Origin of the sequence: Rufibacter psychrotolerans, from assembly GCF_016924645.1 — a bacterium.
GTDB lineage: Bacteria > Bacteroidota > Bacteroidia > Cytophagales > Hymenobacteraceae > Nibribacter > Nibribacter psychrotolerans.
On record NZ_JAFFJV010000022.1, the window covers coordinates 1 to 15906 of the forward strand.

Sequence of the window (15906 nt, forward strand, 5' to 3'; positions counted from 1 at the left end):
TTCCGCTTTGCAACACTTTCTTTTATTTTTTTCTTCCGCCCATTCGGCAAGAGAACCTCCTCTTCGGAAGGGGCTGCAAAGGTAAGAACATTTCCTCTCTTGGCAAGCAACTCTCAGGATTTTTTTTCAAGCTTTCCCCTGCCCAACCGGCAGGGAAACCCTCCTTTCGGAAGGGGCTGCAAAGGTAAGCAGAACTTCCCGCTTTGCAACGCTTTTTCATTTTTTTCTTCCGCCCAGCCGGCGGAACAACCTTCTCTTCGGAAGGGCTGCAAAGGTAAGAAGCTCCTTTCACTTTGCAAGCACTTTTTTCTTATTTTTTCTCCGCCCATTCGGCGGAACAACCTCCTTTCCCGAAGGGGCTGCAAAGGTAGCGAACTATTCCGGGACCGCAAGGGGCGGGAGAAGATTTTTCCTGTTGAACCCGCTTTGACCCGGTCACGGAGGGTAACTTCCCGGCCGGCGCCTAGGCAAGAACCAAACCCGATGCCCCGAAGTTCCTGACTAAACAAAGATTTTCATGAAGCAGACTACATAAACAAACTCGGTACACAACCTTACTTTCAGCGTAAATCTGCACCTACCTTTATATACAGCACTCTTTATATATACATCACCAATTATAATTGTACATCCTCCCACTCCTGATTTCCTTCATGCTTGAAGCCTCTATAAGAAGGAAGATGCACTCCCCCGTTTCTGAGCTACTTTTTAGAGTATAGCCTCTAACCAGGCTGCTGCATTTGGCATCAGCTAGGCTGTGTCTGAAAAATGGCGGGGCAGTACCGTTTTGGCGCTGCTTTTGGGAAAGTAGCCCCAAAACGCCGACCTACAATAGGCAATGGAGGCAGAGATCAGCCGAGGAAAACAGGATGAAAAAGCTCCGGGAGCATTTTCAGACACAGCCTAGCACACTGTGCTACCTTACAGACTACTTCTTCAAGATCCTTTGGGCCAATTCTATCTCTTCCTGCAAAATGGTGTGCGGCCGGCCTTTGTAGATTTTCTTCGTAACCACGGCACCCTGTTCTTCCATAATAGCTACGGTTTCTTCTACCCGGCTCACCGGCACGTGCGGGTCTGGGTCACCGGTGGTGATTAAGACCGGAGTACCGGCAAAATCGCCCTGGTAATTGGCGGTTTCCAGCTGCTGGCCCACCAAACCGCCGGTGAAAAGCAACAAGCCGCCGTAGTGCCTGGCATGGCGTGTGGCGTACTCAGAGGTCAGACACGCGCCCTGCGAAAAGCCCAGCAGATAAATATTCTCACTGCTGACTCCTTGTTTCAGGATGCTCTGCACGGTACTATCAATCAACTCCAGGGCAGACTCCAGCGCGGGTTGGTTCTGGCTGGACGGAGCCATGAAGCTGTAAGGATACCAGCTCTGGTTGGTGGCCTGCGGAGCGAACAAGGTAAAATCTTCTACGGGCAGGTACTCGGCCAACGACAAGATGCTGCCGGCAGTAGCCCCGCGGCCATGAATCATGATGAGCGCCTTACCGGTTTCAGTTAGGGGCTTGCCGCGGGTGATGATTTTTTGCTCGTGGGTATACATAGCTTGAAAATCAAGTTTAAACTTTATTGGCCTGAATGGCTTGGACTAGCCACGGATTGTGACCGCTTTTATAGAGCTGTTTTTAGTCTAGTTTTGGTAAAACAGCCTCAATATCGGCACGGCGTGGCTCGTACTGCGGCGGCAACAGCAGGCTTTGGCCCAACTGATCCCACGGCTCGTCAATCCCGAAACCCGGATTATCAGTGGCGATCTCAAACAACACCCCGCCCGGCTCCCGGAAATACAGCGAGTAGAAGTAATTGCGGTCAATTTTGTTCGTAATGTTGAGGCCGCTGGCGCTGATTTTCTTCTGGAAGTGCATGAGAACGTCTTCGTCCTGCACCCGGAATGCGATGTGGTGGTTGGTACCGGCCCCGCCAATACCGCGGGCTTCGTTGGGCAGTTGCACCAGGTCAATGACATTGGCCGCGTCTACGTTCTCGTTGATGAACCGGTAGCGGTTGCCGCTTTGCTCCACCTCCTTGTAATCCAAAAGCTGAGTCAAGACCGTAGCGGTCTGGCGGATGTCTTTCAAGGTCAACGTCACGCCGTGGAAACCTCTGGTGGCTACTTCGGCGTTCACGGCTCCAGTTGTCCATGGCGTGCGGCTGTCCTGGTTTTTAGGCACCACCAACTCCAGTTTCAGACCGTCCGGGTCCAGGAAGGTCAGGTATTTTTCCCCAAATTTCTCAGAAGGCTTGTTGTAGATGACGTTGTGCTTTTCAAAGCGGTCGATCCAGAAATCGAAGCTGCCTTCGGGCACGGAGTAGGCGATGTTGGTAGCCATGCCGGTTCCGGCGCTGCCACGGCGGGCACCCTCGTAAGGGAAGAACGTGAGGATGGTACCGGCGCTGCCTTTTTCGTCGCCGTAGTATAAGTGGTAAGTACCGGGATCATCAAAGTTGACGGTCTTCTTGAGCAGACGCAAGCCCAGCACATCGGTATAGAAATCAAGATTCTTTTTGGCCTGATCGGCGATGGCCGTGATGTGGTGCAGACCTAAGATTTTATTTTCCATGGTTTTATTAGTGATTGATAGGCACCTCAATCAACAGGAAGCGACTATCGGTTTCAAAGGTGAAGTAGAGTTGATCTGTGTCCCAAATACCAATGGCTTCGCGCTGCTGGAGCGCCTGGTCATTGACCTGTAGCGTACCGCTGATGTTGAACACGAACACGGCCTTGTTCAGCGGTTTGAAGCTATACGAGAGCGACTGCCCCTGCTCAAAGTAGCCCAAGGAAAGCTTCGCGTTCTGGTTGATCCAGCAGTGGGCCGGGCCTTCCTCGTTGCTCACGATGGTGGTGAGTTGGTTCACGCGCTTCTCCTCGGGGAAGTAGCGGCGCTGGTAACGGGGCGTAATGTTCTGTAGCTTGGGCTCAATCCAGATTTGCAGGAAGTTGACCTCGTCCTCGCCCACGTTGTGCTCCTCGTGCCGAAGGCCGCTGCCCGCGCTCATGATCTGCACCCAGTCTTTGTGCACCACCTCTTTGTAGCCCAAAGAATCTATGTGGTTCATGGAGCCCGCCAGCATCACCGAGATGATCTCCATGTTGGCGTGCGGATGGATGCCGAACCCGTTGCCGGGCTCCACATAGTCATCGTTGAAAACCCGCAGCAACCCGAACCCGGCCCGCACGGGATTGTAATGCCCCGAGAAGCTGAAGACGAAATTGCTCTTTAACCAGCCCAAATCTTTCAGGCCTCTTTCGGCGGGGTTATAGCGTTCGAATTGCATACTAGTTTTTGGAGATGTTTACGGTTCTTACTTTAAGAGAATCAAGTTAGTCTAAATCTGTTTATTGCCTGCTTTGGGCAAAAGCCTTTAAAAACAACTTTTGCCCAAAGCAGCAGCTTAGGCTTGTTTCACCAACTGGATCTCGGCCTGCAGCTTGATCTCGTCGCTTACCACTACGCTACCAGCTTCGGTCACGGCATTCCAGGTCAGGCCAAACTCTTTGCGGCTAATTTTACCAGTTACGGTAAAACCGGCTTTGGTCTGTCCGTAAGGGTCTACCACAATGCCCCCGAACTCTACGTTCACGGTCACGGGCTTGGTAGTACCTTTGATGGTCAGGTCGCCGTGCAGTTTGTACTGGTCATCGCCTGCTGCCTTGTAGTTGGTGCCCACAAAACGGATCTCATTGTGTTGTTCGGCATCAAAGAAATCAGCAGATTTCAGGTGCGTGTCGCGCTGCTCGTTGTTGGTGTTGATGGAGTTGACATCGGCGGTGAACACCACGCGCTCGGCACTGGTAAACTGCTCATCAGCGGTTTCGGCCTCCACGTTGAAAGACTGGAAATAACCGGTCACCGTGGTGATCATCAGGTGTTTTACCTTAAATTGAACCTCTGAGTGCATTGGGTCTACTGCCCATTTAGTAGTTGCCATGGTATTTAGTTTATAGTTTAAGTTCTGGTTTAGATTCTTCATTTGTGAATTGATACACAAATGTATGTACATTTAATGTATATACACATATATGTGGGTAAAAGTTTCACCTAATTACCACCTAATCTTTAAAGGACAACGCTCCTTTCTCCCTGCCGATAGCTACTTTTAGAGCAGTTTTCCTAAAAAGGCCCTGAAAACAGGAGGCCTTTTCACAAGCCCTCCCCTGTACGGGCATGAACAAGAAGTGTGCGCCAACGGACACCTCCTTGTTTTCCCAAAACCAAATAACATTGATTTACAGCCATTTACAAAAGTGGCATAGCTATTGGCATAGGTACCGCAAAGCTGATTGTATTCCCATGGACCGTATCATAGAAAAGAAGCGTTGGACTCCCCAGAAGATAGCCGGCTACGTTGCGGCGGTAGCCCTGCTTGGGTTGGTCACGTACTTCATCGGCTTTGCCGATAACAGCTCCAAGCTGAACGTGGAGACCCAGAAGACCACCATCGCCTCGGTGAGCCAGGGTTCTTTTCAGGAGTTCATTCCGGTAGATGGCACGGTACACCCCATCAAGACCATTATGATTCCGGCGGTGGAAGGCGGTACGGTAGATGAGAAGTACCTGGAAGGCGGCAAACCAGTGAAGCAGGGCGATCTGATCCTGAAGCTGTCCAACAACCGCCTGGTGCTGGATTTCATGAACCAGGAAACGCTCATGAACGACCTCATCAACAACCTGCAAAACTCCAAACTGAGTTTGCAGCAGAACAAATTCAACCTGCGCCGCCGCCTGGCCACTTTAGACGCGCAGGTAGACGCCGCCAAAGATATTTATGAGCGCAACATCAGTTTGTATGAAGCCAAAGCGGTTTCGCAGCAGGAGTTCTTCGGGTTCAGAAGGGAATACGAGCGCCTGAAAGCCGAGCGCGCCATTGAGCTGGAATCGCAGAAGTTTGAGGAAAACAACGCCCGGCAGCAGATTGCGCAACTGGAAACCACCATTGCCCGCACCAGTCGCAACCTGCAGATGATGGAAGACAACCTCAAGAACCTGTACATCAAAGCCCCTATTTCCGGCCAGCTTTCTTCTATTCAGGTGGAATTGGGTACGCCGGTGCAGCCCGGTCAGGTGATCGGGCAGATAGATGACCTGAGCGGCTTCAAAGTGAAAGCCGAGCTGGACCAGCACTACGTGAGCCGCGTGTTTGCCGGGCAACAGGGCAATTTCACCTACAACGGCCAGACCTACCCGCTAGAGATTTCACTGGTGTATTCAGAGGTGACCAACGGAAGGTTTCCGGTAGACATGAAGTTCATTGGCAAAGTGCCCGAGGGCATCAGAAGAGGCCAGACCTTGCAGATTCGCCTGCAGTTGTCAGATCCGGCCCCGGCGGTATTGCTGCCCAGAGGCGGTTTCTACCAAAGCACCGGCGGCGCCTGGGCCTACGTTCTGGACGAATCCGGAAAAGTAGCCACGAAACGCAGCATCCGCCTGGGCCGCCAGAACCCCGAATACTACGAAGTGCTGGATGGACTGAAGCCCGGCGAACGGGTGATTGTCTCTTCCTATGATTCCTTCAACGACAAGGACAGGCTGGAGCTGAAGTAGCTGTGCTAGTTCTGAGTTGAAGAACACTCGCATTCCGTCCCCCTTTGAAGGGGGTAGGGGGATGACAAGGCGGTGGAACAACCAGAAAGCAGTAGTACATAGAAGATAAAAAGATTATTCTCGGGAATGCTTGATCGGCAAGAGTAATCATCCCCCTACCCCCTTCAAAGGGGGACGGATCTGCAAGAGTAAATAAACAATCAACAAACAGCAATTAACAATCAACCATATGTTAAAGACCGTTAACCTCCAGAAAAAATATACCACCGACGAAGTGGAAACCACGGCGTTGGTGAATGTGAATCTCCACGTGAAACAAGGCGAGTTTCTGGCCATTATGGGGCCGTCGGGCTGCGGCAAGTCCACGTTGCTGAACATCATTGGGCTTCTGGACAATCCTACCAGCGGCGAGTTCTATTTTCTGGACAAAGAAATCTCCAAATTCAGTGAGCGGCAGCGGGCCAACCTGCGCAAAGAGCACCTGGGGTTTGTGTTCCAGAGCTTCAACCTCATTGACGAACTGACGGTCTATGAAAACGTGGAACTGCCTTTGATTTACCTCAAGGTGGGCAACGCCGAGCGCAAACAGCGCGTGGAGCAAGTGCTGGAGCAGATGCAGATCGCGCACCGCCGCAACCACTTCCCGCAGCAGCTCTCGGGCGGGCAGCAGCAACGGGTGGCCATTGCCCGGGCGGTGGTTTCCAAGCCTAAACTGCTCTTAGCCGATGAGCCTACCGGTAACCTGGACTCAGCGCACGGCCAGGAAGTGATGCAGCTCCTGAGCACTCTCAATGAGCAAGGCACCACCATTGTGATGGTAACCCACTCCCCCACCGATGCCGATTACGCCCACCGCATTGTGAACCTGTTTGACGGGCAGATCATCTCTGAGAACGTGAAAGAACTGGCCATCCTGTAACTCCTTACCGCCATGCTGAAAAACTACATCGTGGTGGCGCTGCGTACCCTGCGGCGTAACCTGGGCTACACCTCGCTCAACGTGATAGGGCTGGCGCTGGGCATCACGTGCAGCCTGCTCCTGTTTCTGGTGATCAGGCATGAGCTGAGCTATGACAGGTTCCATAGCAAGGCAGACCGCACCTACCGCATCAACGTGGACAGGGTTACCGCCAACGGGCCAGAGAACTCTGCGGGCACACCGTTCCCCATGCTGGCCACCATCAGGGCCTCTTTGCCAGAGCTTACCCCTGCCACGCACGTGTTCAATGAAGAAGGAGGCACGTTCACGGTGCTCTCCACCAATGACCGGGAGCCTCCCAGAAAGTTCAGGGAAGAAAGGCCCATCTTGTTTGTGGAACCCGAGTTCTTTGACTTGTTTGACTTTGAAACCAATGGCGTAAACGCCAGGCAGGCCATTAAAGACGTGAACACCGTGCTGCTCACGCAGAGCATCGCCGAGAAGTACTTCCCGGGGGAAAACCCGGTGGGCCGGGTGATCCGGATGAACAACGTGGTGAACCTGAGGGTGACCGGCGTGATTCCAGACGCCCCGGCCAACTCAGACCTGCCTTACCTCATGCTGGTAGACTACGAGTCTTCCAAAACGGTGAACTCCTTTGTCACCGATGACAGCTGGAACAGCACCTACAGCAACCAGCAGATCTACTTCGCGCTGGCCCCGGGCGCCTCCAAAACACAGGCCGAGGACCGGCTCAACGAGATTGCCTCTAAACTGCGCGACCGCGCGCCGGGAGAAAAATACCGCTACACGTTTCAGCCGCTCTCTGAGGTGCACTTTGATGAGCGCTACAGCAACTTCAACGGCCGCACCGTTGATAAAACCACGCTCTGGGCCTTGGGCCTCATTGGCTTATTCCTGGTGCTGGTGGCTTCCATCAACTTTGTGAACCTGGCCACGGCCCAGGCCCTGCGCCGGGCCAAGGAAGTGGGCATGCGCAAGGTGCTGGGTGCCAGCAAGGGGCAACTGATGCTGCAGTACCTGAGCGAAACCGGCCTGATCACGCTGGTGGCCCTGGTGCTCTCAGTCATGTTTGCCGAACTGCTGCTGCCGTACCTGAACCAGTTGCTGGAGCTGGAGATTCAGTTCTCCATTGCGCGCGATGCCCAGGTAGCCTTGTTCCTGCTGGTGGTGCTGGTGGTGGTAACGCTGTTTGCCGGCTTTTACCCCGCCCTGGTGCTCTCGGGTTTTCAGCCCATCTCGGCGTTGAAGAGCAAGGCCACCACTGCCCGGGCAGCCGGCATTCCGCTTCGGCGCGCCCTGGTGGTGTTGCAGTTCACCATCTGCCAGATACTCATTATCTGCACCATTATTGTGCACCACCAGATGGAGTACTTCCGGTCGGCCTCCCTGGGGTTTGACAAAGAGGCCGTTGTGGTAATTCCGGTTCCCTCGGGAAAGGCAAAAGACCTGATGGCCCTGCGCCCGCAGCTGGAGGCCCACTCTGCGGTACACGCCTCTACGTTCGCCCTGTCGCCGCCCTCCTCCAACATCGGCCTGAACACGTCTTTCAAGTACGATGACTTCTCCGTGGAGCGCAACTACAGCGTGAACCTCAAGATTGGCGATGAACACTACCTCAAAACCTTCAACATTCCGCTGCTGGCCGGCCGGGTGTACCAGAAAAGCGACACCATCCGGGAGTTTATGGTCAATGAGACCTTCCTGCGGCACGTGGGCGTAAAAAACCCCGAGGAGGCGCTTGGCAAGCAGTTGCAGGTAAACGGCGGGCAGAGCACCGGCAAGATTGTGGGCGTGGTGAAGAACTTCCACCTGGCGTCTTTGCGCGAGGAGATTCAGCCGGTAGTCATGTCTACTGCCACCAGCTTCTATTTTACTTATAATGTAAAGATTGAGCAGAGCGAGGCCAAGGCTGCCCTGGCGCACCTGCAGCGGGTGTGGTCTACCGCGTACCCAGACAATGTGTTTTACTATGATTTCCTGGATGACACCATTGCCCGCTTCTATGAGGGAGAAGAGCGCCAAGCCCACTTGTTCAAGATCTTCTCTGTCATTGCCATCATCATTGGGTGCCTGGGCCTGTACGGGCTGGTGTCTTTCATGGTGGCGCAGCGCACCAAGGAAGTAGGCGTGCGCAAGGTACTGGGAGCCTCCTCGGCCAGCATTGTGGGTTTGTTCTCCAAAGACTTCGCCGCCCTGGTCCTGATTGCGTTTCTCATTGCCGCGCCCATCTCCTATTACTCCATGAGCAAATGGCTGCAAGATTTCACCTACCGCATAGACATTGGCTCCTGGGTGTTTCTGGCGGCGGGCGCCCTCACGCTGCTCATTGCCCTGACTACCGTAAGCGTGCAAGCCCTGAAAGCCGCCTTCTCCAATCCGGTGCGGGCCCTTAAGACGGAGTAGCCCCTTGGCCGGTTCCTGTTTTAGCCCTGTTTTGGCTAAAACGGCCCCAAAACCAGGAACCAGGCGGCGCTTCCTGCCCATCCCGTTTACCCCATTTCCCCGCCGGCTACCCGGCGGGGATTTTTTATGCGCTTCCCTTTGGAGGGCGGCCAGCTGCAAACTATTCCCCGGCGTGCCCGTTTAGACGCTTTATTTGTTACTTTTACGGCACCCTCCCTTTCCCGTTTTAAGGCGGTTTTCCAGAAAACGGGGCAAAAAGTGCGGGCTCGGTCTTAAACAGATAACCTTCCCTTTATGAACAAAGACACTGCTGCTTACCTGAAAGGAAAGAAAAAGCAAATCCTGGAGACCTGGATGGGCAACCAGGTGAAAGACGCTGCCCTGCGCGACGATCTGATGAGCGTAGCCGAACTGCAGCAACAGTCTGAGGAGTTCTTGTCGGCGTTGCTCAATGCCTTCAACACGCCGGAGGCCGAGGACACAGAGTCGGCGGGGTATGAGCCCATCCATGACATCCTCAGCGACATCTCCATCACCCGCGCCCGCCAAGGCTTCTCTCCCCGTGAAACCAGCACCTACATCCTGAGCCTGAAGCAGGTGCTGAGCCAGGAACTGGAAGAGCAGCTGCGCGGCAACCCGGCCCTGCTGTACCAGGAGCTCCTTTCCATGAACCGCATCATGGACAGCCTGGGCATGGTGACCATGGAAACCTATATCAAAGGCCGCGAGGAAGTGATCCTGCGCCAAACCAGTGAGATCAGCGAGATCTCCACGCCCGTGATCAGGGTGTGGGAGGGCATTCTGGCCCTGCCCATCATTGGCACCCTGGACAGCGCGCGTACCCAGGTGGTCATGGAGGCCCTCTTGCAGGAGATTGTGGCCACCAGCAGCCGCATCGCCATTCTGGACATTTCGGGTGTGCCCACCGTTGACTCCCTAGTGGCTCAGCACCTCATCAAGACCGTGAGCGCCGCCCGCCTCATGGGTGCCGAGTGCATCATCAGCGGCATCAGGGCAGAGATTGCCCAGACCATTGTGCACCTGGGCATTGACCTTACCAATATCTACACCAAAGCCACCCTGGCCAGTGCCCTTAAAATGGCGTTCTCTATGCTGAACATTCAGGTATCGCGCGCGCCTAAGCAGAACCTGGGCTTTTAACCGCGCTGCCATGGAAAGAATACCAATCTTAAAAATGGGCCCTTTTCTGCTGGTCACCATTCAGGTAGACCTGTATGACCGGCTGGCCCTTACCCTGGAAAGCGACCTCATCAACATGGTGAGCAAAACCGAAGCCAAGGGAGTGCTCATTGACATCTCGGCCGTGAGCATCGTGGACTCGTTTATGGGCCGCATTCTGGGCAATATTGCCTCTATGTCCAAGATCATGGACGCGGCCACCGTGGTAGTGGGCATGCAGCCGGCCGTGGCCATTACCCTGGTAGAACTGGGGCTTACCCTTTCTGGCGTGCATACCGCCCTGGACGTAGAGCAAGGCATGGAATTACTACGCAATAAAATTGGCCACCCAGACACCCATGAGGAAGGCCTCTATGATAGTATTATCTAAGGAGAAGTTCCCTATTGAGAAAGAGCAGGACGTGATCCTGTTCCGCAACCGCATCAAAGAGCTGGCCACCAGAACCGGCATGAGCTTGGTGAACCAGACCAAACTCATGACCGCTGCCAGCGAGCTGGTCCGGAACATGCTGCGGTACGCGGGCGGCGGCGTCACCCTCCTGGAGATTGTGAGCCGAAGCAGCATACCGGGGGTGCGCCTCACTTTCATAGACGAGGGGCCCGGCATCAAAGACGTGCACCAGGCCATGAAAGACGGCTTCTCTACCGGCAAAAGCCTTGGTTTGGGCCTACCTGGCGCCAAACGGCTCGTAAACGAGTTTGACATTAAGAGCGAGCCAGGCAAAGGCACCACGGTCACAATTATCCGGTGGAAGAATGGACTTTAACGTTAACGCGCACCAGCAGTTCCTGTTCCCAGACAGAAGCTTTCAGAACATCATCCGCCGGGACATTGCCAGGATTGCCGAGGCCCATGGCTTCTCAGAGGCAGACACGGGCCGCGTGAACATTGTGGTCACTGAGATGGCCACCAACCTGCACAAGCACACCAGCTTTCAGGGGGCCGAGTTCCTGGTGAAACCCATCTGCCTGGAAGGGGGCCAAACCTGCGGCCTTGAACTGCTCTGCCTGGACAACGGCCCCGGCATGCGCGACCCCGAGCGCATGCTGGAAGACGGCGTGTCTACGTTTGGCAGCATGGGCCAGGGACTGGGGGCCATTAAGCGGCAATCAGATTTCTTTGACATCTACTCACAACGCGGGCTGGGCACCATTATTCTTACCCGCATCTACCGCAAGGGCATGGCTCCCCCGTCCAGGTTCAGGCACCTGCATAAATTTGAACTGGGAGCGGTGATGGTGCCCAAAGCCGGCGAGGCCCTGAGCGGTGATGCCTGGGCCCTGCGCCTGGCGCAGGAAGGCGCCTACCTCCTGGTGCTGGACGGCCTGGGCCATGGCGAACACGCCCACCAGGCGGCCCAGAGCGCCATTGAGGCGTTTAAGAAGGAACCAAAGGTAGCCCCTTCAGAGATGCTGCGCAGTATCCACGCGGCCATTAAGAGAACGCGCGGGGCCGTGGGGGTGGTGACCCGGTGGAGCGCCGGCACCCATTTGCTGCAGTACTGCGGCATAGGCAACATCAGTGGCCGGTTGTTCATGCCAGACAGCGTCAAAAACCTGCTCTCCTACAACGGCACCCTGGGCATGACCATGCCCAGCACCATCAATGACCAGCAGCAGAGCTGGGGGCCGGGACACCTCATGGTGCTGCACTCAGACGGGCTCAAAAGCCGCTGGGATTTCTCTAAGTACCCGGAACTGACCCGCCATGATCCTACGTTGATGGCAGCAGTGTTATACAAAGACAACACCCGCACGGTAGATGACACCCTTGTGGTGGTGGTACGCGCCACTGCCTAGCGCACTTCCATGGAACAGCCCATTACCACCCTTAAACTACAGAACGAACTAGACGTGGTGCTGGCCTATAAACGGGCCATGCAACTCTCTGAGTTCACGGGTCTGCCCGTGGCGGCCCAGACCAAGTTTGCCACGGCGGTCTCAGAAATCTGCCGCAATGTGCTGGAACACGTGGGCGAAGGCACCATCCGGTACAGCATGGTTGAGCATCGGGGCGCCCTGCTCCTGGAGGCCTACGTCACCGACCGCGGCCGCGGCATTGCCAACGTGCATGAGTTCCTGGACCGCAAGTACCTGCCCAGCGGCGGCAAAGGCCAGGGCATTTACAGCTCCCGCAAACTGGTGGACCACTTCCAGCTGGAGAGTGACTTTGAGAAAGGCACGCGGGTGCGGCTGCAGAAGCGCCTTCCGTTCAACCACCCGCCCATTAACAAGGCCGTCATTCAGGGCTGGGCAGACTACTTTACCCATGAGACGGAGATTTCGCCTTACGCCGAGATCAAGCGGCAGAACATGCAGCTGATTGAGCTTATGGAGCAGCTGCGGGTGCGCACCATTGAGGTAGAATACCAACTGCAGGAAATCCAGCACCTGAACCAGGAGCTGCAGACCTCTAACCAGGAAATCAACGCCCTGCTGCAGGAACGGGAAGCCCAGAACCACCAGCTGGCCAAGGTCAACAAGACCCTGGATGAGTTTGCCCATACCGTTACGCATGACTTAAAGGCGCCCCTGCAGAACATCCAGGGCCTGGTAGAGGCCGTTTCTGATTTTGTGGGCGAAGACAGCAAAGACGAGGCGCAAGCCGTACTGCCCATGATCCAGCTGCAGGTGCAACGCATGGAGCACCTCATCAGGGATGTGCTGGCCTACTCTCTTACGGGCCGGCAGCAGATCCAGAAAAAACCGGTGGCGGTGGGCCAGCTGGTGTACAATACCATTACCGCCTTACGCATTCCGGCGGGGTTCAAGATTCACGTACCCAACAACCTGCCGGTACTGGAGGCCGAGGAAATTTACCTGCAGCAGGTGTTCAGTAACCTGCTGAGCAACGCCATCAAGTACCACGACCAGCCCACCGGCAATATCTGGGTAAGGGTTTTCATGCAGGAAGATTGGTGGGAGTTTGTGGTGGAGGATGATGGCCCCGGCATTCGGGCCGAGGACCAGGAGAAAATCTTTGAGCTGTTTGAGACCACCAATGACGTGAACCACCCAGACAGCACCGGCATTGGGCTGGCCATTGTGCGCAAGATCATTCAGGAGAAAAGGGGCAAGGTGTGGGTAGAATCGCGGGGCAGGGGCACTGCCATGCACTTTACCTGGCCCCGTTCCGTTGAGGGTGCCTGCCTCTAAACCGGAGCCCAACGCTCTCTAAACAGGAAAGGCGCAGCCGGAGCTGCGCCTTTCCTGTGGGCTATCAAAAGATTAGTTTTTCTGGTAATACTCGGCCATGATCTCCCGCACGTCTGCCTCGGTGAGGGCTTTGGAGAAGTGTTTCTTCACGGAATCATAGCCTTTTAACCGCTCCAGGTCATAGAAGCTGGCCGAGGAAGTAAGCATCAGGATGATCATGCTGTTGTTCTGGGACAGGTTCTGGCTGTGGTACTCGTCCAGAAACCGGAAGCCGTCCATCACGGGCATCTTTATGTCCAGGAAGATAAGGTCTGGGTAGGCCACCCCTTCTTTGGCAGAATCTTGCAGGTATTCCAGGGCCTCGGCCCCGTTCTTTTTGACCAGGATCTCCTTGGCTACCCCCAACTTGGTTAACAAGCGCTTATTCACAAAATTGGTGGTATCATCGTCGTCTACCAGCAGTATCAAATCTAATGGCTTATAGGGGGTATTCATACAAAAGTCCTTGTTAAAAAGCAGGAGTAAGAACAATCATGGCTACTTGGTAAACAAATATAGTAAAACAATACTAAATACGTTTTGGGCCTGTTTTTTAGGAAATGGGCCCAAAACGGCTGCTGGCTCGGGCTTGGGCTCACTGGGCAGGCTTTAACACAAGGCGCCCATCTTGCGTATGAAGACAAGAACAGACACCAAGACGCGTACGCTTTATCCTTTGTACCTGAAAAACCCCGACAGCCCCCGTTTACCTGTACTTCTAACCAGCATCAGATATGGCAATTAACCTTCAGCAGACCAGCGCCCGGCTAAACTTCTACATGCGCATTAAGGAGTTGGATGTGTACCAACTGAGTGTGCTTACCAAAACGCCGCCTGAAACGGTAGGCTGCATCTTGCAGGGCGAAGATTACTGCATGGATGATTTGGTAGACCTGCTGAAGCAATTACCCGACCTGAACTCACGTTGGGTGATTTACGGGGAAGGAAACGTCTTTAAGTCTGAGGGCAAGGAGGGCAGTGACGTTCCGCCGGCGGGCCTCAAGAAAGACCGCGCCGCGTACCTGGCCGAGATGCAGGCCCTGCTGCACCAACTGGAGGAAATTGAAAAGCAGAAGCAGCAGCAAAGCCATCTGGACCAGCTGCGCAGCAAGATCAGGGAACTGACCAAGGATATCTAACTCCCGTTTTTGGCACAATTTTAGTAATCTATCCCCTAAACAAAGTTACCTGGCTTGGGAGAGCCAGCGGTGCACCTGGTGCCTTTTCCCCCGTAAAAAAGTGTTTTGGGCGGGCAACCCTCCTACCAAAATGCCAGTACTAGGGAAAACAGCCGGGCAAGGGAATTCTCTGGCCAACAGGTGCCCTTTGGCCGAGGACCGTGCTGGCTCCTGTTCATCAAGGAAACGGCCGACAACAGCGTTGCCCGGCTGCTTCCGCAACAATCATCCTGACTTTGTTTTCAGTTCGTTTTCAATACCCAGGCGTAGATAGCAGGCCGTACAGGGCAAGCGTTTGGGCAGCCGGAATACAGCTGTAAAATGTAGTGTGTTAAATAGGGGTAACGCCCTGTGAATCAATCTTACTAACAAGGAGGTATAAGATGAAACAACACCGTAAACTGCAATTGCCAGAAGAGTTGCACTACTGCAACCGCAACAGATGGGGTTTTGTGTCAACCCATAACCCCCCTTTGGTGCTGCAAGAAACCTTGCCACCGGTGGCCCCTAGAGCTGAGATCTATAACTTCTGCGGTTATACCTTCTCAGAAAACTAACAAACAAACCTGACCAGTTGGTCCCAGGCACCGGAGCCGCGCCACGCTTCTCCCGCGCTTGGGATTTTTCTGTTTTCAGGGCCTTTTCCTCTATATAGCACCCATCTAATATTACATCAACCGCCTCGCCCAGTACAGATAACCTTTCTGCTTATCAACTTCCCCTGGCCTCTAACCCTGGCCGAACAGGTGCTGCGTGGCAAGTCTGGTGTCCTTTGCCATTCCTCATCAACGACCGCCCATTTTGAAATTTAGAAAGTCTGCCGGCTTTTTAGCGGCTTACCAGAATTGCCGAAGGCCTTTGGTTGTGTTCTAAAGCCCACCATTCCTGCCCTACAGGCCTGCCATTTTTCAAATCCAAGGAAAAGATAATCTACAACAGAAAACATTTTCACCAAACTATCGTCATTACATTACAATCAATGCTTTACACAAACAACAAACTTAAGCACTAACTTTAAAGTACAATTTAATTCTAGTATTGATGCAGTAACTTCGCCCTCTTTTTTCTAGTATAACTACTCAAAAGCCCTTAGCAATAGCGGTATGGAGTCATGAAAGAGAAATGGAGGAAGATTAAGTTGGAACTGCATAATTTTAAGACGAATGCCAGGAAGATATTCAGACGTGGTTATGAAGACTTAACCATGCTGATCTACTATCATGACCTGAAAAACCAGTTCCAGCTTTTGATTGTGAACGCGAACAACTCGTTGCTGCTGGAAAAGGAAATTACCAGGGCAGAGGCTTTTAGGATCATTAACACCCGGTAACCCCAAAACTGTACCCCGGCAGGGGCTAGCTATATAACCGGCGCAAGCCACCCGTAAACGAAAGGACCAACCCCCGGTTGGTCCTTCTTTTTTATTCAGGCC

The 15906-nt window shown here is 54.0% G+C and carries 15 protein-coding genes; 10 read left to right on the top strand and 5 right to left on the bottom strand.

Annotation, left to right across the window (positions count from 1 at the left end; genetic code table 11):
* Window positions 1-928: 928 nt before the first annotated feature.
* From JT718_RS18125 to JT718_RS18140, 4 genes are all read right to left on the bottom strand, one after another.
* The gene (locus JT718_RS18125; protein ID WP_205504209.1) at window positions 929-1552 is read right to left on the bottom strand and encodes an alpha/beta hydrolase; all 624 of its coding nucleotides are present in this window, start codon (window positions 1550-1552) and stop codon (window positions 929-931) included.
* A gap of 82 nt (window positions 1553-1634) precedes the next feature.
* Window positions 1635-2570, bottom strand: a complete 936-nt coding sequence (locus tag JT718_RS18130; protein ID WP_205504210.1) for a ring-cleaving dioxygenase — start codon at window positions 2568-2570, stop codon at window positions 1635-1637.
* A gap of 7 nt (window positions 2571-2577) precedes the next feature.
* Window positions 2578-3288, bottom strand: coding sequence for a pirin family protein (locus tag JT718_RS18135; RefSeq protein ID WP_205504211.1), 711 nt, complete (start codon window positions 3286-3288; stop codon window positions 2578-2580).
* 117 nt (window positions 3289-3405) lie between these two features.
* Entirely contained in the window at window positions 3406-3942 is a 537-nt protein-coding gene (locus JT718_RS18140; RefSeq protein WP_205504212.1) for a YceI family protein, read from the bottom strand.
* A gap of 362 nt (window positions 3943-4304) precedes the next feature.
* On the opposite strand from JT718_RS18140, the gene JT718_RS18145 reads away from it, so the two are divergent.
* From JT718_RS18145 to JT718_RS18180, 8 genes are all read left to right on the top strand, one after another.
* Window positions 4305-5555, top strand: a complete 1251-nt coding sequence (locus JT718_RS18145) for an efflux RND transporter periplasmic adaptor subunit (RefSeq protein WP_205504213.1) — start codon at window positions 4305-4307, stop codon at window positions 5553-5555.
* A gap of 229 nt (window positions 5556-5784) precedes the next feature.
* On the top strand, window positions 5785-6474 hold the full coding sequence (locus JT718_RS18150; protein WP_205504214.1) for an ABC transporter ATP-binding protein: 690 nt from the start codon (window positions 5785-5787) through the stop codon (window positions 6472-6474).
* A gap of 12 nt (window positions 6475-6486) precedes the next feature.
* Window positions 6487-8901: an ABC transporter permease gene (locus tag JT718_RS18155; protein WP_205504215.1), complete on the top strand. Its 2415-nt coding sequence runs from the start codon at window positions 6487-6489 to the stop codon at window positions 8899-8901.
* A gap of 294 nt (window positions 8902-9195) precedes the next feature.
* On the top strand, window positions 9196-10062 hold the full coding sequence (locus tag JT718_RS18160; RefSeq protein ID WP_205504216.1) for an STAS domain-containing protein: 867 nt from the start codon (window positions 9196-9198) through the stop codon (window positions 10060-10062).
* Between the two features lie 10 nt (window positions 10063-10072).
* On the top strand, window positions 10073-10471 hold the full coding sequence (locus JT718_RS18165) for an STAS domain-containing protein (protein WP_205504217.1): 399 nt from the start codon (window positions 10073-10075) through the stop codon (window positions 10469-10471).
* Window positions 10455-10868, top strand: coding sequence for an anti-sigma regulatory factor (locus JT718_RS18170; protein ID WP_205504218.1), 414 nt, complete (start codon window positions 10455-10457; stop codon window positions 10866-10868). Before JT718_RS18165 ends, JT718_RS18170 begins: the two co-directional genes overlap by 17 nt.
* A complete protein-coding gene (locus tag JT718_RS18175; protein ID WP_205504219.1) occupies window positions 10858-11901 on the top strand; it encodes a SpoIIE family protein phosphatase in 1044 nt (347 codons plus the stop codon). The genes JT718_RS18170 and JT718_RS18175 overlap by 11 nt, the downstream gene beginning before the upstream one ends.
* Window positions 11902-11910: 9 nt before the next feature.
* A complete protein-coding gene (locus tag JT718_RS18180) occupies window positions 11911-13257 on the top strand; it encodes a sensor histidine kinase (RefSeq protein ID WP_205504220.1) in 1347 nt (448 codons plus the stop codon).
* Between the two features lie 72 nt (window positions 13258-13329).
* On the opposite strand, the gene JT718_RS18185 is transcribed toward JT718_RS18180, so the two are convergent.
* Window positions 13330-13752 (bottom strand): response regulator, encoded by a 423-nt coding sequence (locus JT718_RS18185; protein ID WP_205504221.1) that lies wholly within the window; start codon window positions 13750-13752, stop codon window positions 13330-13332.
* Between the two features lie 278 nt (window positions 13753-14030).
* Between JT718_RS18185 and JT718_RS18190 the strand changes: the two genes are divergently transcribed.
* Window positions 14031-14435, top strand: coding sequence for a hypothetical protein (locus tag JT718_RS18190; protein WP_205504222.1), 405 nt, complete (start codon window positions 14031-14033; stop codon window positions 14433-14435).
* A gap of 1243 nt (window positions 14436-15678) precedes the next feature.
* Entirely contained in the window at window positions 15679-15804 is a 126-nt protein-coding gene (locus tag JT718_RS20675) for a hypothetical protein (RefSeq protein WP_262897365.1), read from the top strand.
* The last annotated feature ends 102 nt before the right edge of the window (window positions 15805-15906 follow it).

Coding starts and splice junctions, on each gene's coding strand:
- JT718_RS18130 (WP_205504210.1), bottom strand. CDS start 2,570: ATGGAAAATAAAATCTTAGGTCTGCACCACATCACGGCCATCGCCGAT.
- JT718_RS18140 (WP_205504212.1), bottom strand. CDS start 3,942: ATGGCAACTACTAAATGGGCAGTAGACCCAATGCACTCAGAGGTTCAA.
- JT718_RS18190 (WP_205504222.1), top strand. CDS start 14,031: ATGGCAATTAACCTTCAGCAGACCAGCGCCCGGCTAAACTTCTACATG.
- JT718_RS18180 (WP_205504220.1), top strand. CDS start 11,911: ATGGAACAGCCCATTACCACCCTTAAACTACAGAACGAACTAGACGTG.
- JT718_RS18155 (WP_205504215.1), top strand. CDS start 6,487: ATGCTGAAAAACTACATCGTGGTGGCGCTGCGTACCCTGCGGCGTAAC.
- JT718_RS20675 (WP_262897365.1), top strand. CDS start 15,679: ATGCTGATCTACTATCATGACCTGAAAAACCAGTTCCAGCTTTTGATT.
- JT718_RS18145 (WP_205504213.1), top strand. CDS start 4,305: ATGGACCGTATCATAGAAAAGAAGCGTTGGACTCCCCAGAAGATAGCC.
- JT718_RS18175 (WP_205504219.1), top strand. CDS start 10,858: ATGGACTTTAACGTTAACGCGCACCAGCAGTTCCTGTTCCCAGACAGA.
- JT718_RS18125 (WP_205504209.1), bottom strand. CDS start 1,552: ATGTATACCCACGAGCAAAAAATCATCACCCGCGGCAAGCCCCTAACT.
- JT718_RS18165 (WP_205504217.1), top strand. CDS start 10,073: ATGGAAAGAATACCAATCTTAAAAATGGGCCCTTTTCTGCTGGTCACC.
- JT718_RS18170 (WP_205504218.1), top strand. CDS start 10,455: ATGATAGTATTATCTAAGGAGAAGTTCCCTATTGAGAAAGAGCAGGAC.
- JT718_RS18150 (WP_205504214.1), top strand. CDS start 5,785: ATGTTAAAGACCGTTAACCTCCAGAAAAAATATACCACCGACGAAGTG.
- JT718_RS18185 (WP_205504221.1), bottom strand. CDS start 13,752: ATGAATACCCCCTATAAGCCATTAGATTTGATACTGCTGGTAGACGAC.
- JT718_RS18160 (WP_205504216.1), top strand. CDS start 9,196: ATGAACAAAGACACTGCTGCTTACCTGAAAGGAAAGAAAAAGCAAATC.
- JT718_RS18135 (WP_205504211.1), bottom strand. CDS start 3,288: ATGCAATTCGAACGCTATAACCCCGCCGAAAGAGGCCTGAAAGATTTG.